This window comes from Pseudomonas sp. CBC3 (genome assembly GCF_037967085.1).
GTDB lineage: Bacteria > Pseudomonadota > Gammaproteobacteria > Pseudomonadales > Pseudomonadaceae > Stutzerimonas.
This window is the reverse complement of sequence record NZ_JBANEO010000003.1, coordinates 859,215-878,378: the sequence shown is the minus strand read 5'-3', so window position 1 is coordinate 878,378 and position 19,164 is coordinate 859,215. Positions and strand designations below refer to the sequence as shown.

At 62.7% G+C, this 19,164-nt stretch carries 15 protein-coding genes and 1 pseudogene; 5 read left to right on the top strand and 11 right to left on the bottom strand.

From position 1 onward, the window contains the following. Positions 1 to 124: 124 nt before the first annotated feature. Complete coding sequence (locus V6943_RS16630; RefSeq protein WP_340554653.1) at positions 125 to 1,165, top strand: metal-dependent hydrolase; 1,041 nt, start codon at positions 125 to 127, stop codon at positions 1,163 to 1,165. On the opposite strand, the gene V6943_RS16625 is transcribed toward V6943_RS16630, so the two are convergent. The 8 genes and pseudogenes from V6943_RS16625 to V6943_RS16595 all read right to left on the bottom strand — a co-directional run bounded on the left by V6943_RS16625 (position 1,152) and on the right by V6943_RS16595 (position 9,145). Next, a complete protein-coding gene (locus tag V6943_RS16625) occupies positions 1,152 to 2,477 on the bottom strand; it encodes an APC family permease (RefSeq protein ID WP_340554651.1) in 1,326 nt (441 codons plus the stop codon). The genes V6943_RS16630 and V6943_RS16625 overlap by 14 nt on opposite strands. A 181-nt stretch (positions 2,478 to 2,658) precedes the next feature. Next, positions 2,659 to 3,372: a methyl-accepting chemotaxis protein gene (locus V6943_RS20520; RefSeq protein WP_371924071.1), complete on the bottom strand. Its 714-nt coding sequence runs from the start codon at positions 3,370 to 3,372 to the stop codon at positions 2,659 to 2,661. Positions 3,373 to 3,516: 144 nt separating this feature from the next. Continuing rightward, positions 3,517 to 4,545: pseudogene (locus tag V6943_RS20515) on the bottom strand (HAMP domain-containing protein); the annotation flags it as partial. 221 nt (positions 4,546 to 4,766) lie between these two features. Continuing rightward, positions 4,767 to 6,554 (bottom strand): ABC transporter ATP-binding protein, encoded by a 1,788-nt coding sequence (locus tag V6943_RS16615; protein WP_340554649.1) that lies wholly within the window; start codon positions 6,552 to 6,554, stop codon positions 4,767 to 4,769. Next, positions 6,541 to 7,173, bottom strand: a complete 633-nt coding sequence (locus tag V6943_RS16610) for a DsbA family protein (RefSeq protein WP_340554647.1) — start codon at positions 7,171 to 7,173, stop codon at positions 6,541 to 6,543. The genes V6943_RS16615 and V6943_RS16610 overlap by 14 nt, the downstream gene beginning before the upstream one ends. A gap of 62 nt (positions 7,174 to 7,235) precedes the next feature. Next, on the bottom strand, positions 7,236 to 8,171 hold the full coding sequence (gene trhO, locus V6943_RS16605) for an oxygen-dependent tRNA uridine(34) hydroxylase TrhO (protein ID WP_340554645.1): 936 nt from the start codon (positions 8,169 to 8,171) through the stop codon (positions 7,236 to 7,238). 134 nt (positions 8,172 to 8,305) lie between these two features. Beyond that, positions 8,306 to 8,605: a BolA family protein gene (locus V6943_RS16600; RefSeq protein WP_131650398.1), complete on the bottom strand. Its 300-nt coding sequence runs from the start codon at positions 8,603 to 8,605 to the stop codon at positions 8,306 to 8,308. Positions 8,606 to 8,620: 15 nt separating this feature from the next. Beyond that, positions 8,621 to 9,145, bottom strand: coding sequence for a DUF2059 domain-containing protein (locus tag V6943_RS16595; RefSeq protein ID WP_181101307.1), 525 nt, complete (start codon positions 9,143 to 9,145; stop codon positions 8,621 to 8,623). 148 nt (positions 9,146 to 9,293) lie between these two features. On the opposite strand from V6943_RS16595, the gene V6943_RS16590 reads away from it, so the two are divergent. Then, on the top strand, positions 9,294 to 10,685 hold the full coding sequence (locus tag V6943_RS16590; RefSeq protein WP_131650396.1) for a class II fumarate hydratase: 1,392 nt from the start codon (positions 9,294 to 9,296) through the stop codon (positions 10,683 to 10,685). Between the two features lie 178 nt (positions 10,686 to 10,863). Here V6943_RS16590 and V6943_RS16585 read toward each other — a convergent pair whose 3' ends face one another. Both V6943_RS16585 and pap read right to left on the bottom strand, forming a co-directional pair. Then, positions 10,864 to 12,048: a thiolase family protein gene (locus tag V6943_RS16585; RefSeq protein WP_131650395.1), complete on the bottom strand. Its 1,185-nt coding sequence runs from the start codon at positions 12,046 to 12,048 to the stop codon at positions 10,864 to 10,866. 129 nt (positions 12,049 to 12,177) lie between these two features. After that, positions 12,178 to 13,665 carry a polyphosphate:AMP phosphotransferase gene (pap, locus tag V6943_RS16580; protein ID WP_181101300.1) on the bottom strand — a complete coding sequence of 496 codons (1,488 nt, stop codon included), beginning with the start codon at positions 13,663 to 13,665 and terminating at the stop codon, positions 12,178 to 12,180. A 154-nt stretch (positions 13,666 to 13,819) separates the two neighbouring features. Here pap and mnmC point away from each other — a divergent pair, with 154 nt between their 5' ends. Further along, positions 13,820 to 15,793: a bifunctional tRNA (5-methylaminomethyl-2-thiouridine)(34)-methyltransferase MnmD/FAD-dependent 5-carboxymethylaminomethyl-2-thiouridine(34) oxidoreductase MnmC gene (mnmC, locus tag V6943_RS16575; protein WP_340554641.1), complete on the top strand. Its 1,974-nt coding sequence runs from the start codon at positions 13,820 to 13,822 to the stop codon at positions 15,791 to 15,793. 9 nt (positions 15,794 to 15,802) lie between these two features. On the opposite strand, the gene V6943_RS16570 is transcribed toward mnmC, so the two are convergent. Continuing rightward, positions 15,803 to 16,042 carry a DUF1127 domain-containing protein gene (locus tag V6943_RS16570; protein ID WP_340554639.1) on the bottom strand — a complete coding sequence of 80 codons (240 nt, stop codon included), beginning with the start codon at positions 16,040 to 16,042 and terminating at the stop codon, positions 15,803 to 15,805. Between the two features lie 97 nt (positions 16,043 to 16,139). Here V6943_RS16570 and V6943_RS16565 point away from each other — a divergent pair, with 97 nt between their 5' ends. Together V6943_RS16565 and V6943_RS16560 are read left to right on the top strand one after the other, a co-directional pair. Beyond that, complete coding sequence (locus tag V6943_RS16565) at positions 16,140 to 16,994, top strand: LysR substrate-binding domain-containing protein (RefSeq protein ID WP_181101293.1); 855 nt, start codon at positions 16,140 to 16,142, stop codon at positions 16,992 to 16,994. Between the two features lie 372 nt (positions 16,995 to 17,366). After that, positions 17,367 to 19,139, top strand: a complete 1,773-nt coding sequence (locus V6943_RS16560) for an N-acetylglutaminylglutamine amidotransferase (protein ID WP_181101291.1) — start codon at positions 17,367 to 17,369, stop codon at positions 19,137 to 19,139. Positions 19,140 to 19,164 lie beyond the last annotated feature (25 nt).

Sequence of the window (19,164 nt, the reverse complement as noted above, 5' to 3'; positions counted from 1 at the left end):
AATAAAAAATGAACAAGCATTGTCCACGAGCCGGGCGGCGTGGACACGTTTTTATATGATTTCGAGCCGCTACAGGCGAGTCGGTTCGGCTACTGTAGCCCGCTTGCAACAGATGGATTTCTGCATGGACTCGATTACACAGGCCCTTCTCGGCGCGACTGTTCAGGCATCTGTGCTCGGCCGCTGGCAAGGCCGCAAAGCCCTGCTGTACGGCGCGATACTCGGTACCCTGCCCGACCTCGACGTCGTGATCGACTACGGCGACGCGGTCGCCGACATGACCTATCACCGCGGCTTCAGTCATTCGCTGTTCGTGCTCAGCCTGCTTGCCGTAGCGCTGGCCTGGCTGGCACGACGAATACGGCCGAACCCGAATTACACCGGCATGCGGCTGTTTTTCGCGCTCTGGCTGGTGCTGATAACCCACGTCCTGCTGGATGCGTTCACCAGTTACGGTACTCAACTGTTCTGGCCCCTCACACCGTCCCCGGCGGCCTGGTCCAGCGTCTTCATCATCGACCCTTTGTACAGCGTGCCTTTGCTGCTTGCTGTGCTTGCCGGAACCATATTCGGCTTGCAGGGGCGCAGTGTCCGCGGGCCGGCGTTCGCACTGATCGTGTCATCGCTGTATCTGGGGTTCACCCTGGCGGGCAAGCAGATGGCCGAGCGGCAAGTCGAGACCGCGATGGCTAGCAACGGCATCGAGAACGCACGGATATTCACCACGCCCACGCCCTTCAACAGCCTCCTGTGGCGGGCCATTGTGGTGGACGGCGACGTCTACTACGAGACGTTGGTCAGTTGGTTCGACGAGACGCCACCGCAACTGGTGCGCATCCAGCGCGGAGAACGCCTCGCTGCGCACCTCACGGAATCGCCGCAACACACCCGCTTGCAGTGGTTTACCGGAGGCGTGCTGCGCTATGACGAAATCGATGACCAGATTCTGGTCACGGATCTGCGGCTCGGCATGACCGGCTTCCATCCCTTCCGCTTTGCCCTGGCCGAGCGCAACGGCGATGACTGGCAGCTGATCACGCATGTCGAGCGGCTGCCCGCCGAGCGTGGTGACATGGATCGCCTGAAGCAGATCTGGCAGCGCATCTGGCAACAGGAGCCGGGACTGCCACTCGCCGAGTGGGCGGCCGATCTCAACGCGCGCTAGCCCGACGATTCTTGTGCCAATGGCCGAAACCGTAGAGCAAGGCGCCAAGCGCCATCAACAATCCTGCTCGCAGCCAGGTGCCCGCGCCCTGCTGCGAAAGCAGTACCAGACAGGAGCCGATCGCCAATATCGGCAGTAGCGTCGGCGTACGGAAGTGCGGCGCGGCTACGTGATCCCTGCGCAGCACCAACACCGCCACGTTGGTGCTCATGAACACGAACAGCAGCAACAGCACCACGGTTTCGGCGAGCGCCGCCAGCGTACCGGTCACGGTGAGAATCATCGCCAGCAAGGTGGTGACGATGATCGCCAACCAGGGCGTACGCCGCTCGGGCAGCACGCGAGTCAACACTGACGGCAGCAGTCCCTCATCGGCCATGCCGTAGGCCAGGCGGCTGGACATAATCATGGTCAGCAGCGCGCCATTGGCCACCGCCACCAGCGCCACGGCAGCGAACAGCCAGTCCGGTATGGCATAGCCGGTCGCGCGTACGACCTCCAACAAGGGCGCGGAAGATTCGGCCAGCGTCGCCGGGGAAAGGATGGCCGTTGCCGCGACGCCGACGCCCACATAGACCAGCCCGGCCACCAGCAGCGCACCGAACAAAGCGCGCGGGTAGTTGCGCCGGATATCCTTGACCTCTTCGGCAACGTTGGCCGAAACCTCGAAGCCGACGAAGGAATAGAAGGCAATCAGCGCCGCTCCCAGCACGGCGATAGCCGGCGACACGCCTGGCGTGAACTCCATCACCCGCGCCGGCTCGCCCTGTCCGCTAAGAAGAAAGCGCGCAGCCAGCACGATGACGAACAGCAGGCCCGAGACTTCGATGACGGTCATCACCGCATTGGCGCCGAGGGATTCCTTGATGCCGCGCGCATTGAGCAATGCGACGACCGTCAGAAAGACCAGAGCGGTGGGCACCGCCGGGGTGTCCAGAAAGGCGCCGAGATAATCGCCGGCAAACGCCAGCGACAGCCCGGCCGCGCTGGTCACGCCAGCAGCCAGCATGCAGAACCCCACGAGAAAAGAGATCAGTGGCTTGCCGAACGCACGCTCAGCGAACACGGCGGCGCCACCGGCTTTGGGGTATTTGGTGACCAGCTCGGCGTAGGACGCCGCGGTCAACATCGCAAAGCCCAACGCAACCAGCAACGGCACCCAGACCGCGCCGCCCGCCTCGCCGGCAATCTTGCCCACTAATGCATAGACACCGGCGCCCAGCACATCGCCAAGGATGAACAGGAACAGCGCCGGCCCGGTAATCGCCCGCTTCAGCCGGGATTCGCCTGCAACGAATGCGGTGGTTTTCATCGGCGGGTCGCTCCCGGAACGGGAAGGGCGTTAACGAGCGACGGGGTGTTCAATCGAGCATCTCCACAGCGTGCGGCGACGGCCGCGTTTCTTTCTAGAGCGGTGGAGGCTCAATGGAGTTCAGCGCCAGATACGACAAAGCCCCGGCGGGCCGGGGCTTCAGTGCGGCAAGCGGGCGGGATCAGGTGCGGAAACGCGCCACCAGCCCCTGCAATTCGACGCCCAGGCGCGCCAGTTCCGCACTCGACGCGGCGGTCTGCTCGCTGCCGCTGGCGCTCTGCTCACCGATGTCGCGCACTCGCGTCACGCTCTCGGAGATATTTTCCGCGACGGCGCTCTGCTCTTCGGCAGCGGCGGCGATCTGTTGATTCATCTGCTCGATGGTCGATACCGACTCGGTGATGCGTTCGAGTGCGGTACCGGCTTCGCTGGCCAGATCAACCGTGCGCTGGGTCAGCTCACGGCTGGTCTGCATCTGCTCGACAGCATTTTGCGCAACCCGCTGCAGATTGCCGATCAGGCCTTCGATTTCTTCGGTGGAATCGTGGGTGCGGCGCGCCAGCGCGCGCACTTCATCGGCCACCACCGCAAAGCCGCGGCCCTGCTCACCAGCGCGAGCCGCTTCGATGGCAGCGTTGAGTGCAAGCAGGTTGGTCTGTTCAGCAACCGCGCGAATCACCTCCAGCACGCTACCGATGCGTCCACTTTCAGTATTCAGCTCTTCGATGGCGTGAGCCGACTGCTCTACTTCGCCGGATAGGCTGTCGATCTGGCCGATGGCTTCCTTGACAACCAGGTCGCCCTGACGGGCCTGCTGATCCGCTTGGCGAGCAGCGTTAGATGCCTGCTCGGCGTTCTGCGCGACTTCCTGCACGGTTGCGGCCATCTCATGCATAGCGGTCGCGACCTGATCGGTCTCCTCACGTTGCTTCTGTACACCAACGCTGGTTTGCGCGGTGACGGCCGACAGCTGCTCGGCGGCAGCGGCAATCTGCCCTACGCCGCCGCCGATGCGACCGATCAAGGTACGCAGGCTTTCGGTCATGCCAAACATGGCCTGCTGCAACTGCCCAAGCTCATCACGACGAGTGACCTTCTGCGATTGGGTGAGGTCGCCATCTGCCACCCGCTGCGCCAGCTGCACGGTATAACGCAGCGGCACAACGACCATGCGGGAAATCGCCGTGGCCGCTCCCAAGCCGATGATGACAGCCAAGGTCGTGATGACCGCGAGTAGCCAGTAGGCGCTGCTGCGCTGGCTCTGCATCGCCTGGTTGGCGGCCGCTAGCGCCTGGTTGGCGGTATCCAGTATCCGCTGTGCCTGACCGACCATGGCCTCTTCCAGGGCGACCCGCTCCAAGCGATAACGCTGAAACTCGCCGAAGGCTTGTTCGTAGATGGCAAGCGCGGCTAGCGCGCCGTCCATGGTGGCTTTCTGTTCGTCGTTGATCCAGGTCTTCAGACTGGTGCCAATGGTAGTGACATCGCCATAGGCCTCGTTCCAGGCGTCCTTGGCTTCCTGGGAGCTGTCGCTGATGAACAGGTTTTCGAAGGTGCGCAGATCGAGGATGCGCTTGGTCAGGCCCGATGCCGCCTCGGCTATCGTCAACGGATCACTGCCCTTGAGGTGATCGCCCTCGAGTCGCAGGACGCGAACCGCGTCGTACATGTCCAGTTCGATGTATTCGAATTCTTCACGGCTGGTCTGCGCGGCATCGGCCATGCGCTTGCGCAGCTCCACGCCTTTGCTAATCAGTACGCCATAGTCGGCAAACTGTCGGGCATAGATCGCTGCGTCACTTCGGATCTGCTCCAGCACCGCCTGTTCCTCAGCGCTAGAGACTTTGGCGAGATCGTCCAGGTCCCTGTTGAGCTGGTCCAGGCTATCGCGCAGCGCAGCAGCCGAAGCGTCGCTGCGGGTCAGGGCGTAATCGCGCTCCTGACCGCGCGCGTCGAGAATTGCGGCGTTAATGGCCGCCAGCTGATCCGTCTGGGAAGAGCGGGTCAGGATCGAATCCACGGCAAAGAAGCCGGTCCCGGCGACTCCCAGGGTCAGCAACAGCACCATGGCGAAGCCGAGCAACAGCTTCTTGCCCACGGAGAGGTTGGCGAATATGTCGACAGACTGCATCAGAAATCCTTTGGAAGATAAGCGCACGTCATGGAGTCGGCCGATGCTGGCCAAAGTTGAGCGCAAAAACGGGGCAATTTAAACAAGTTGCAATGGCTATTTGCCAGCGATCATTCCAAAGAATCGAACAGAACGCACAGCGAAACGGAAAGCGCGACTCAATGCTGCTGCAAATGTCCGTAAAGCTTGGCGTAGAGCCCTCCGTCGGCGATCAGCTGCTGATGGTCGCCCTGTTCGGCGATACGCCCGCCATCGAATACCAGTACCCGATCGGCCTGCTTAACCGCCGAAAGCCGGTGGGCAATGATCAGCGTCGTGCGGCCCTGAAGGAAACGGCTCAGCCCTTGATGCAGCGCATACTCGGTAGCGGCGTCCAGGGCGGACGTCGCCTCGTCGAGAATCACCACCTTGGGTTCGGCCAAGACCATTCGCGCCACCGCCAGCCGCTGCCGCTGGCCACCCGACAGGCGCACCCCGGACCGACCGACAACACTGTCGAGCCCCGCCGGTAACTGGCGAATGGTCTCGGCCAGTTGCGCGATCTCCAGCGCCTGCCAGCAGGCCTGATCATCGCGCTCGCGGCCCATCAGCAGATTGGCGCGCACGGTGTCGTTGAACAGCGCGGGATGCTGCAGCACCACGGCAACGTTGTCGCGAACCGTGCCGAGGCCAATGTCCTGCACATCGACCCCGGCGAAGCGAATCTGCCCCGCCTGCGGCTGATACAGACCCAGCAGCAGCTGAACCAGCGTGCTTTTGCCTCCGCCGCTAGCTCCCACGATCGCAACCTTTTCGCCCGCCGCAATGGACAGATCCAGGCCCTCCAGCACCGGCTCGTCCTGATAGGAGAAACGCAGCCCGCGGACTTCGATATCCACCGTCTCCCGTCCCGCAAACGGGTCCTGCCCGCCGGCATATTGAGGCTCATCGGCACGCGCCAGCAGCTGGTTGATCCGGCTGAGCGCGCCACCGGCTGCATAGAAGGCGTATTGCAGATTCAGCAGTTGCTCCACCGGCCCGATCATGAACCACAGGTAGCTGAACACCGCGAGCATCTGCCCGATCGACAGGTCAGAGAACAGCACCGTGAGCATCGCCGCGGCGCGGAAGATATCGATGCCGAACTGGAACAGCAGACCGCTGGCACGGTTGGAGGCGTCGGTTCGCCACTGTGAGGCCACCGCGTAGTCACGTACCTCGCGAGCCCGCAGGCCCAGGCGGCCAAGGAAGAAACCCTGACGGTTGCCGGCACGCACTTCCTGGATCGCATCCAAGGTTTCGGTCAGCGCCTGGGTAAACAGCGAAGTGCTGTCGTTCTCCAGTTTTTTCAGGTGCTTGACGCGCTTGCCCAGTTGTACCGTCGCGTAGATCACCAGCGGGTTGAACAATAGGATCAGCAGTGCCAACTGCCAATGCATCCAGACCAGAATCGCCGCCGTGCCGGCGATTGAAAGCAGTGCCACCAGGAGACGGCTAAGGGTCTCGCCGATGAATTTATCGATGGTTTCCAGATCGGTGACCAAGTGCGCCGCAACCGTGCCGCCGCCGAGGCTTTCGTACTCGCTCAGGGCAATGCGCTTGAGCCGCTCGATCAAGCGGATACGGATGCGATAGACCAGATCCTTGGACAGCCGTGCAAACAACCGCGCCTGCAACACGTTGAAGACCAGTGCAAAGGCGCGCAGCAGCAGCGTTGCGCAGAGCATCAAGCCGATATAGCCGATCGCCGTCTCCCAGCCTGCGGGCAGCACCCGATCCATGACCTGTAAAGCCGTGTCGCCATGCCCCAGCAGCACCTCATCGACCAGCAGCGGCAGCAGCAACGGGATCGGCACGCTGCACAGCGTCGCCAGCACGGCCACCAGGTTAGCAAGGACCAGCGCCTTGCGATGACGCAGCGCGAGTCGACGGATCTCCGCCCAGCTGAGCTGATCAGGCACCGACATTGTGTTCCAGCCAGCGATTCAACAGAGGCGAAAGCGCAGCGAGAGGCTGATAGCCGTTGGTCAGCAGAGCGAGCTGGCCGTCGTGCTCGGCAAGCAAGGTAGGAAAGCCGGCGATACCCAGATTGCGTGCCCAGTCGAAGTCGGCGGCAGTGGCATCACGAACGGCTTGGGAATCGAAGCGGTCGGCGAACTCGCTGCGCGAGATGCCAGCCGCTTCGGCCAGTTCGACGAGTTCCGGTGGCAAAGTGACGTTTCGTCCTTCGACGTAGAACGCTCGCTGGATCAGCCCAGCGAGGTTCCAGTCAGCGTTAGCCTCGAAACCGCGCGCCGCAACCAGCGCGCGACAGGCCGGCTCCGTGTCGTACACCAGCCCGTCAGGCAAACCCGCCTCGAAGTTGAACGGCTGGCCGCTTGCCTCGTGGACCGCGTGCCAGTAGGACGCCGTGCGCTCGCGAGCCGGCTGATCCATCGCAGTGCGCTCCCGACGCAGGCCGCCGACGATTAGCTCGGCGCCGACGCCGCGCGCCTGCGCTTGCTCAATGAGCGCCTGCACCACCGGCGCAAAGCCCCAGCACCAGGAACACATCGGGTCCATCACATAGATCAATCGGGTGCTCATCTGGGCTCCGGTTCTCTCGGGGAGCGCGAACTGCGCACCATCATCTATCCAGGCAGCTTTGGCTACACACCCTGTTTGCGGTAGTTGTGACCGATCGGGTGCGGCTGGTTGCGCTTGAGCGCCAACTCGATCTGCTTCTGCCGCTCACGCGCACTGTGGCGAGTCTTCTCGCTCAGGGTATTCCAGCAATGCGGGCAGCTGATACCTGGAGCGTAGTGCTCCGATTGGCGGTCCTCCAGCGAGATCGGCGTGCGACAGGCATGGCACTGGTCGAAATCACCTTCGCTGAGGTCGTGACGCACGGTTACGCGGTTGTCGAAGACGAAGCAGTCGCCGCGCCAGCGCGTCTCTTCCTGCGGTACTTCTTCGAGGTATTTGAGGATGCCGCCCTTGAGGTGATAGACCTCCTCGAAGCCCTCACCGAGCATGTAGCTCGACGCCTTCTCGCAGCGGATGCCACCGGTGCAGAACATCGCGACCTTCTTGTGCTTGGACGGATCGTAGTGCGCCTTGATGTAGTCGGGGAACTCGCGGAAGGATTTGGTCTGCGGATCAATCGCACCTTCGAAGGTGCCGATGGCCACCTCATAATCGTTGCGGGTGTCGATCAGCAGGACTTCAGGATCATCGATCAGCGCGTTCCAGTCCTGCGGTTCGACATAGGTGCCGACGCGCTGGTTGGGATCGACGCCTGGCACGCCGAGGGTGACGATCTCTTTCTTCAGCTTGACCTTGGTGCGATAGAACGGCTGCTCCTCGCAATAAGATTCCTTGTGATCGATATCGGCCAGGCGCGCATCGGTGCCAAACCAGGCGAGTAGCGCGTCGATGCCTTCACGGCTACCGGAAACCGTGCCGTTAATGCCTTCTTCGGCGAGCAGCAGCGTGCCCTTGATGCCGTTGGCGTTGAGTGTTTCGAGCAGGGGCTCACGCAACGCGACGTAGTCCGGCAGCGAGACGAACTTGTACAGCGCCGCGACGACGATGTTCTGGGTCATGCGGGTTACTTCCTCCAGTGGTCACCCTCGTAAAGGGCGGACCGGGAATACGAAAACGACAACGCCGGCGTGAGCCGGCGCGGCGCGCATTCTATCAATAAACGAGCAATGGGCTTCAAGCGGCAGGCAGATGGCTACTTATGGCCGCCGGCGCAGACAGGCGAGGCCGGCGCCGCGCCCTGCTCTGCCCATTCTTCAGGGGTATAGGTGTGCAACGCGAGGGCGTGTATTTGCTGCATCAGTTCGCCCATCGCGGCGTATGCCTTCTGATGGCGCTTGACCGCATTCAGCCCGGCGAACTGCTCGCTGACGATCACCGCCTTGTAGTGGGTTTCCTGCCCGCGGCTATGCATATGGCTTTCGTCCAGCACCTGCAGATACACGGGCTGCAGGGCCGATTGCAATGCGTTTTCGATGGTAAATAGTTTGGTCATGCCAGATGCACTCCCTCAAGGGTTCTTCTGGGTGTCGAGTTCGGCTGTCATTTCCGCCAGCAATTTATTCACCTGCGGCACAGCGCTTTCCAGCTTGGCCTGGGTTACTTGAGCCGAGCGCGCGTTGAGCTGCGGTAGCTGGGTGAGCATCTTCTTGCCTAACTCGGATTCGTAGAATTCGTTCAACTGCGTGAGTTCGGCTTCGCTGAAGGCCTCGGTGTACAACGCCACCAGTTCGGGCTTGACCTCCTTCCAGCCGATGGCCTTTTCAAGCGCAGCATCTGCCTTGGATTGGTAGCTTTCCAGCAGTGCCCGTTTGCTCTCGGGAGCCTGGGTCTGGGCGAAGCGCTCGGCGAACATCTGCTGCACCTGAGCGTAGACCGGCACCGCAATGCGATCGGCGTTGACCAGTTCGAGGAAGCGCTCGGCCTTAGCCGCATGGCTGGCACTGTCGGCGTTGGCCTGGCCGCTCAGCAGCGCCAGCGACAGGGCGCTGCACAGGCCGAGGGCCCGAAGCCCAGTGGTAGGAAAAGAGTGCATTGGATGTTCCTTGGCGAACGATAGATGAGCCTCAATGGACTCATTCTGCGCGCGGAGTTCCAATCGCTCAAGAAACAGCGAGCCAGCCGATTGAACCTGTGTCCTCGGCGGGCGACCTAACAGGAAGACCTCATCGATGGAGCACGGCATGACCCGCACCGAAACCGACAGCCTTGGCCCAGTGGAAGTCCCGGAACAGGCGTACTGGGGAGCGCAGACCCAGCGCTCGCTGAGCAACTTCGCCATCGGCGAACAACGCATGCCGCTTGCCGTGTGCCACGCGCTGGCACTGATCAAGAAAGCCGCCGCCCGGGTCAACGACCGTATCGGCGACTTGCCACCGGATATCGCGCGTCTGATCGAGCAGGCCGCCGATGAAATTCTGCACGGCCAGCACGACGATCAGTTCCCCTTGGTCGTCTGGCAGACAGGCAGCGGCACCCAGAGCAACATGAACGTCAACGAGGTGATCGCCGGCCGCGCCAATGAGCTGGCCGGCGGCACGCGTGGCGGCAAGAGCCCGGTCCACCCTAACGACCACGTAAACCGTGCGCAGAGTTCCAACGACTGCTTCCCGACCGCCATGCACATTGCCGTCGCCCGTGCAGTTCACCATGACTTGCTGCCGGCTATCGCCGAGCTGTCCGGAGGGATTGCCGAACAGGCTGCGCGACACAGCCAACTGGTCAAGACCGGGCGCACGCACATGATGGACGCCACGCCGGTGACCTTCGGCCAGGAACTGTCGGCTTTCGTCGCCCAGCTGGACATCGCCGAGCAGTCGATTCGTCACACGCTGCCCGCAGTATTCGAGCTGGCGCAGGGCGGCACGGCGGTGGGTACCGGCCTTAACGCGCCGCACGGTTTTGCCGAGGCTATTGCCGCCGAGCTGGCCGCGTTGTCCGGCCTGCCCTTCGTTTCCGCACCGAACAAATTCGCCGCGCTGTCCGGACATGAGCCGCTGGTCGCGCTCTCCGGCGCTCTGAAAACCCTCGCCACGGCACTGATGAAAATCGCCAACGACCTGCGCCTACTCGGCTCGGGCCCGCGCGGCGGCTTCGCCGAAGTGCGTCTGCCGGCCAACGAGCCGGGCAGCTCGATCATGCCGGGTAAGGTCAACCCGACCCAATGCGAGGCGCTGTCGATGCTGGCCTGTCAGGTGATGGGCAATGACGTGACGGTCGGTTTCGCCGCGAGCCAAGGTCATCTTCAGCTCAACGTGTTCAAGCCCGTGATCGTGCACAACCTGCTCGAATCGATCCGGCTGCTGGCCGACGGTTGTCGCAACTTCAACACGCATTGCATCGTCGGCATGGAGCCGGACACCGCGCGCATGGCCGAGCATCTGGAGCGTGGGTTGATGCTGGTGACCGCGCTGAATCCGCATATCGGTTATGACAAGGCTGCGGAGATCGCCAAGAAGGCATACGCCGAGGGCTCCACCTTGCGCGAAGCAGCATTGGAACTCGGCTATCTCACCGATGAAGAGTTCGATCAGTGGGTACGGCCGGAAACCATGCTGGAATCCAGCCGCAGCTGAGTGGGACGGTGGGCTGAAGCCCACCCTACGATTGAGTCGATGTGCGGTAGCGGTGGACTGGAGCGGAACGCCGCCCGGCCCCACCCTACGGGTTCAGTTTCGGGTGGGCTCCACTTGTAGGGTGGGCTTCAGCCCACCAAATACGCAGCCGCGCGTTCCTTGAAACGTGCCGCTGCGTTCAACGCACCGCTTCGAACAGCCCTGACGCCCCCATGCCCCCGCCAACACACATGGTCACCACCCCATAACGCAGGTTGCGCCGCTGCAGCTCACGAATCAGATGCCCAGCGGTACGCGATCCGGTCATGCCGAACGGGTGGCCGATGGAAATCGAGCCGCCGTTGACGTTGAATTTCTCGTTGTCGATTTCCAGCGTGTCGCGGCAGTACAGACACTGCGACGCGAAGGCCTCGTTCAGCTCCCACAGATCGATGTCGCTGACCTGCAAGCCCTTGGCCTTGAGCAGGCGAGGCACCGAGAAGACCGGGCCGATGCCCATTTCTTCCGGCTCGCAGCCGGCCACGGTGAAACCACGGAAGAACGCGCGTGGCTTGAGGCCCAGTTCGAGGGCCTTGTCCAGGCTCATCACCAGCGTCATCGAGGCGCCATCGGACAGTTGCGAGGCGTTGCCGGCGGTAACCGAGCCGTCTTCCGCGAATACCGGCTTGAGGCCCGAAAGGCTTTCCAGCGTGGTGTCGGGGCGGTTGCAGTCATCACGGTCCACCACACCTTCGTGCTCGGTGCGCTCGCCGGTAGCCTTGTCCTCAGTGAAATAACGGACATTCATCGGCACGATTTCGTCCTGGAACAGACCCTCGGCCTGGGCCCGTGCGGTGCGTTGCTGGCTCTGCAGCGAATAGATGTCCTGCTGTTCGCGGGTCACGTTGTAGCGGCGCGCCACCAGCTCGGCGGTCTGGCCCATGGTGTGATAGATGCCCGGCACCCGCTCCTGAATGATCGGGTTGTAGAGGTTATCGGTGTTCTTGCTCTTGGCGGTCAGGGTGATGGATTCGACCCCACCGGCTACGATCACGTCGCTGCAGCCGGATGCGATTTGGTTGGCCGCGATGGCGATCGCCTGCAGGCCGGACGAGCAGAAGCGATTGAGCGTCATGCCCGCGCACTGAGTGCCCAGGTTCGACAGCACCGCGACGTTACGGCCGATGTTGTAACCCTGCGCGCCTTCGTTGGAGCCGGCTCCGACGATACAGTCCTCGACCAGCTTGGGGTCGAGACCGTTGCGCGCCAGTAGCGCGTTGACGCAATGGGCCGCCATGTCATCCGGCCGGGTCATGTTGAACTTGCCACGGAAGGACTTGGCCAGGCCGGTCCGTACGCTGTCGACGATCACTACTTCACGCATGGCATACCTCGAATGGTGTGGCGAGTCATGACCACCGCGACCCACCTATTGACGATCAGCCGAGCATAGTTCCAGCCGTTCGCCGATGGCGACGACCATTCAGCAGGGATATGGTCGACCATCGTTCCGTCATTTTTCGCCGATGGCAGCCGCCAGCGCATCGTTGAGGGTACGCAGCACCTTGACCCTGGCGAAGCGCTTGTCGTTGGCCTCCACCAGCGTCCAGGGGGCGATCTCGGTACTGGTGCGGTCGACCATGTCCGCCACCGCGTGCCCGTAGTCTTCCCATTTGTCGCGGTTGCGCCAGTCTTCCTCGGTGATCTTGAACCGCTTGTGCGCGGTGTTTTCGCGCTCCTTGAAGCGCTCCAGCTGCGTTTCCTGGTCGATGGACAGCCAGAACTTGACCACCACCACGCCGGCGTCCACCAGCTGCTCCTCAAAATCGTTGATCTCGGTGTAGGCACGCAGCCACTCATCCGGGCGGCAGAATCCTTCGACGCGTTCGACCAACACGCGGCCGTACCAGGAGCGATCGTAGATCACGAACTGGCCGCGCGCCGGTACGTTGCGCCAGAAGCGCCACAGCCAGGGTTGAGCACGTTCGTCCTCGCTGGGCGCAGCAACCTGAACCGTGCGATACAGACGCGGGTCCAGCGCACCGGTGATGCGCCGGATGGTGCTGCCCTTGCCCGCCGCATCGTGGCCTTCGAACAGCGCCAGCACGCCACGCTTGCGCAGGCGATGGTCACGCAGCAGCTGGGACAGCCGCGCCTGTTCCTGCACCAGCTGTTGTTTGTACGCCTCCTTGTCGAGCGTCTGGGTGAGATCGAGGCTGGACAGCAGGCTCATGCGGTCGGTGTGCAGTTCGACCGGTGCGGCGTGCGGCTGCACCGGCGGTTGCTCGGCGGCATCCAGCGCGGCGTTGAGCCCTTCGAGCAGCAGCCGTCCGGCCGTCAGGCTGCGATAACGCTCGTCGCTGCCCTCGATCACATACCAGGGTGCGAAGTCCCGGCTGCTGCGGCGCAGGATCAATTCGCCGTATTTGACGAAGCGGTCGTAGGTCTTGGACTGTTGCCAATCCAGCGGGCTGATTCGCCAGCTGTGCAACGGATCGTCCTTCAGCGAATCCAGCCGCTTCATCATCTGCTTCTTGGACAGATGGAACCAGAACTTGAACACCAGCATGCCTTCCATGCAGAGCATCCGCTCCAGACGCTGGGCGCGATCGATGGTCAACTCCAAATCGGCCTTTTTGGTACGACCGTGAACGCGATCCTCAAGCATCTTGCTGTACCAATTGCCGAAGAAGATGCCGGTCTGGCCCTTCGGCGGCAAGCGTCGCCAATAGCGCCAGGCCGGCGGATGCGAGAGTTCTTCATCGGTGGGCACGTCGAAGCTGTCGACGCGAATCAGCCGCGGGTCCATCCATTCACTGAGCAGCTTGATGGTCTCTCCCTTGCCGGCGCCCTCGATGCCATTGATCAGGATCAGCAGCGGAAAGCGCGCCTGCTCGCGTAACCGGTACTGCGCATCCAGCAAGGCCTGGCGCAGGGCCGGCACCTCGGCGTCATAGGTTACCTTGTCGATGGTGTGGCCGATTTCTGCGGATTCGAACATGTGTTCTCCAGAACAATGACAGTACGGCAACTCCAGCGGGCAGTGCACCGCATCGGGGCCGCATAAATAAGCGCTATGTCGATGCGACAAACAGCACCCACGGCAGGTTTCGCACCGCTGCTAGAATCGCCTCCTTTCGCGCCAGGAATCGCCTATGCCTTCTCAGCCCACCACCGGTTTCCAGCATGCCGAACTCGACTGGGATGAGAACGGCCAGCCGCAATCACGGCAGTACGGCGATGTGTATTTTTCGCGCGCTTCGGGCATGGATGAGACTGCTCACGTCTTCTTGCGACCCAACGCACTCACCGAGCGATTCGCCGCGCTAGGTGATGCGGAGCGATTCGTCATCGGCGAAACGGGTTTCGGGACCGGACTGAATTTTCTGTGCGCCTGGGCATTGTTCGAGCGCACCGCGCCGTCGACAGCACAGCTGCATTTCGTCAGCGTCGAAAAGCATCCGCTGACCCGTGACGATATGCAGCGTGCACTGTCTCTCTGGCCCGAGCTGAAGATCCAGGCCCGGCTGCTGCTGGATCAGTACGTGGCGGTCAATCCGGGCTTCCAGCAATTTCGTTTCGGCCGCGTGGTGCTGACTTTGCTGGTCGGCGATGCGCTCGATTGCCTCGGCAGCCTGGATGCGCAGGTCGATGCCTGGTTTCTCGACGGATTCGCCCCGGCCAAGAATCCCGAGATGTGGCAGCCCGAACTGTTCGCTCAACTGGCGCGTCTGTCGGCGGCCGGCACGACCCTAGCGACGTTCACCAGCGCCGGCAGCGTGCGCCGCGCATTGCAGGACGCAGGCTTCGAGGTCGAGCGGATTCCCGGCTTCGGCAAAAAATGGGAAAGCTTGCATGGCCGTTTCCTCGGCACGCCGCAGCCGGCCGGGACTCCCTGGTACGCCCGTCCTGCGTTCAAACCGGCGCAGCGCCAGGCATTTGTGATCGGCGCGGGGCTGGCCGGTTGCGCGACTGCGGCGAGCCTCGCCGCCCGTGGTTGGCAGGTGACGTTGTTGGAGCGTCACGGGGATATCGCTCAGGAAGCGTCCGGCAACCCCCAGGGCGTGCTCTACGTGAAGTTGTCTGCCCACGGCACCGCGCTCTCGCAACTGGTTGTGAGCGGTTTCGGCTATACCCGCCGCCTGTTGGGTAGCCTGCAGAAAGAGCGTGACTGGGACGATTGCGGCGTGTTGCAGCTCGGCTTCGATGACAAGGAACGCGCGCGCCAAGCCACACTCCGCGATGCCTTTGCGCCCAGCCTGTTGCGCGGCGTGGAGCGCACCGAGGCCGAGCAGCTAGCCGGTGTGGCGCTGGACAATGGCGGCCTGTTCTACCCCGAAGCCGGCTGGGCGCACCCGCCGGCGCTGTGCCGGTCGATGCTCGATCATCCCGCCATCGAGCTGATCCGGCATCGACAAGCTGTCGACCTGCGCCGCGTTGAGGGGCACTGGCAGGCGAGGGATGGCGATGAGTTGTTGGGCGAGGCGCCCGTGGCGATTCTGGCCGGTGCGGCCGACGTCGCGCAATTCAGTCAGAGCGCCTGGCTGCCGCTCAAGCGCATTCGCGGCCAGATCACTGAGTTGCCGGCGACCGAACAAAGCGCGGCATTACGTACCGTGCTTTGCGCCCAGGGCTATGTCGCCCCGCCACGCGACGGTCTTCACACACTGGGTGCCAGTTTCAATTTCGCCGAGACCGACCCGGCCCCGAGCGAAGCGGAACATCGATCCAATCTGGACATGCTCAAGAACATTTCCGCCGACCTGAATCAGCGTCTGGAGGCCGAAACCCGCCCCATCGAGGACCTGCACGGCCGCGTCGCGTTTCGCTGCACCAGCCCGGACTATCTGCCGATCATCGGTCCGCTGGCCGATCCCGAACGATTCGCCGAGGCCTATGCCGTGCTGGGCAAGGATGCCCGCCAAGTGCCGGACACAGCGTGTCCCTGGCTGGACGGGCTTTACGTCAATACCGCCCACGGCTCGCGGGGGCTGATCACCACGCCGCTGTCCGGCGAACTGCTGGCCGCATGGCTCGATGGCGGGCCGCTACCTTTGCCGCGCGCCATCGCCGAGGCCTGCCATCCGAATCGATTTCTGCTACGCAAGCTCATTCGGCGAACGGACTAAAGCGTCTGATCAATCGCGACGAAGGGGATCGTCCCAAAACGGACGATTCGCTTCGGTTTCGACATCGGCACGGCTCAGTCCGAGATCCTTGAGCATCTGGTCGCTCAGTCCGGCGAGCTGTCGACGCTGCCGATACAACGCATACCAACGACCGAGCCGCTGCCAGTAAGTGAGCAGCAACGAGGCTAGCGACGCACTGCGGCCGCGGGGCAAATATGAGGCCTTCAAAAACTCAGCATGGCTTTTCATCTGATGCACCTCCAAGTGGGGATGGCATCAGTTTCCGACCAGGATTATGATCAATCCAACGAATGTTTCTGATGACATTCATCTCGGAGATTGATGAATGGCCCACTACCCAAGTATCGATGCCGAACTGCTGCGCAGCTTCGTTGCCATCGCCGATCACGGCGGTTTCACGCGTGCGGCCGAAGCCGTCAATCGCACCCAGTCAGCCATCAGCATGCAGATGAAGCGCCTGGAAGAAGACGTGCTGCAGCGGACCGTGTTCGAGCGCGACGGTCGTCAGGTTCGGCTCACGGCTGAGGGTCAGATACTGCTCGGTTATGCGCGGCGGATTCTCAAGCTGCACGGTGAAGTGCTGACTACTTTGCGCGAGCCACACATGGTTGGATCGGTGCGCATCGGCACGCCGGACGATTATGTGATGCGGTTTTTGCCCGGCATCCTTTCGCGCTTCGCCCAGGCCTATCCCCTGGTGCAGGTGGAGGTGCACTGCGAGCCGTCCTACCAGTTGCTCCAGCGCCGCGATCTGGACCTGACCATCGTCACCCGCGAGCCGGGCACGGAAATCGGCCAGTTGCTGCGTCGTGAGCGCTTCGTCTGGGCCGAAGCGCCGGGCTTCAATATCCACGAGCAACGGCCAATGCCGCTGGCGATGTTCAACACCAACTGTTTCTGCCGAGCCTGGGCATGCAACGCCCTGGACGGCCTCGATATCCCTTATCGAGTCGCCTATACCAGCCCGAGCCTGTCTGCGCTGATGGCGGTGGTCAACGCCGGACTGGCGGTGACCGCGCAGCTGCAAAGCCTGGTGTCGTCGGATATGCGCCAGCTGGGCGAGGCCGAGGGGATGCCGGAATTGCCGCTGAGCAGCATCGTGCTGCTACGCAGCGAGCACAACCAGTCTCAGGTGAGCGAAACCCTGGCCGAGCATATCGTCGAAGGGTTTCGTATCTAGGCCTTGGTGCGGTGAGCTGAAGCCCACCCTATTTGGCTGCGGCATCACCTGCAGGGTGGGCTTTAGCCCACCACGCCGGCTGTCTTTTGTCGGTCTGACCGTTGCGGCTTGGTGGGCTGAAGCCCACCCTACGGACTGAAGCCCACCCTACCCGGAGCGCCGCCCCGGCCCACCCTACGAGCGATCTGGTTTGACCTGAGCGCGCATGTCTGTTTTGGTGTAAAGCCCGACTGACGCCGCAGGACGCGATCCGCGCGGTGCGGATTGCATCGACAAGCAGCGCGCCAGAGCAGCGCACGCTGGTCCGGAAACCTGAACTTCGCAATCCGCGCGTTAGTCACACTCCCCAACGGCAAAACCGGTAAGGATCTTATGTGTGGCATAGCTGGAGAACTTCGTTTCGATAATCGACCCGCTGACCTGGCGGCGATTGAACGCATCACTCAACACCTCACCGCCCGCGGTCCCGATGCGAGCGGTTTCCATAGCGCCGGACCGATGGCCATGGGGCATCGGCGGCTGAAAATTATGGATCTCTGCGAGGCCTCGGGCCAGCCGATGATCGATTCCGCGCTGGGCCTTTCAATGGTCTTCAACGGCGCCATCTATAACTATCCCGAACTACGCGCCGAGCTCGAAGCGCTGGGTTATAGCTTCTTCTCTGGCGGCGATACCGAGGTGCTGCTCAAGGGCTTCCATGCCTGGGGCGAAGCCTTGCTGCCGCGCCTGAACGGCATGTTCGCCTTCGCCATCTGGCAGCGCGATCGGCAGGAGTTGTTCATCGCCCGTGATCGTCTGGGCATCAAGCCCCTGTACCTATCGAAAACCGGCGATCGACTGCGCTTCGCATCGAGCCTGCCGGCCCTGCTCAAGGGCGGCGACATCGCCGGCGTGCTGAACCCGGTGGCGCTCAACCACTACATGAGTTTTCACGCCGTGGTGCCGGCGCCGGACACGCTGATCGCCGGCATCGAAAAGCTGCCGCCTGGCACCTTCATGCGCGTCGATGCCAGCGGCAAGGCAAGCCAGCACCGCTGGTGGCAACTGGAGTTCGGCGCTCGTGAGGACGAGCAAAATTACACGTTCGAAGACTGGCAGGACCGTACGTTAGCGGCGCTCCGTGAATCCGTGGCGCTGCGCCAGCGGGCAGCGGTGGACGTCGGCGTGCTGCTGTCCGGCGGCGTCGACTCCAGCCTGCTGGTCGGACTGCTGCGCGAAGCCGGTGCGGCGGACAATCTGCTGACCTTCTCCATCGGTTTCGAAGATGCCGGCGGCGAGCGCGGCGACGAATTCAAGTATTCCGACCTGATCGCCGAGCATTACCAGACCCGCCACCATCAGTTGCGCATCCAGGAAAAGGAAATCCTCGAACAACTGCCCGCCGCCTTCCAGGCGATGAGCGAGCCGATGGTGAGTCACGACTGCATTGCTTTCTATTTGCTGTCGCGCGAAGTTTCCAAGCATTGCAAGGTGGTGCAGAGCGGCCAGGGTGCCGACGAGCTGTTTGCCGGCTATCACTGGTATCCGCAGGTCGATGGCGCCGAGGACCCCGTCGCGGCCTATCTCGCCGCCTTCCGCGACCGCAGTTACGAGGAATATGCCGACACTGTGCAGGCGCAATGGGCCAAGGGCGATTTCTCCGGCGACTTCGTACGCCAGCACTTCGCCCAACCGGGCGCCGACGCGGCCGTGGACAAGGCGCTGCGCATCGACAGCACCGTGATGCTGGTGGACGATCCGGTCAAACGCGTCGACAACATGACCATGGCTTGGGGCCTGGAGGCGCGGGTGCCCTTCCTCGACCACAACGTGGCGGAGCTGTCGGCGCGCATCCCAGCGAAGTACAAACTGCCCGACGGTGGCAAGTACGTTCTCAAGGAAGCCGCACGCAAGGTCATCCCCGCAGCCGTGATCGATCGACCCAAAGGTTATTTCCCAGTACCTGGGCTCAAGCACCTGCAGGGCGACACCCTGAACTGGGTGGGCGAATTACTGACGGACCCGAGCCAGGATCGCGGCCTATACAACCCGGCAATGATAGAGAAGCTGCTCAATGATCCGGAGGGGCAGCTCACACCGCTGCGCGGTTCGAAACTGTGGCAGTTGGCGGCAGTCAACCTATGGTTGAGCGAGCAAGGCCTATAAGCGATCGATCGTGACGACGCCCGGT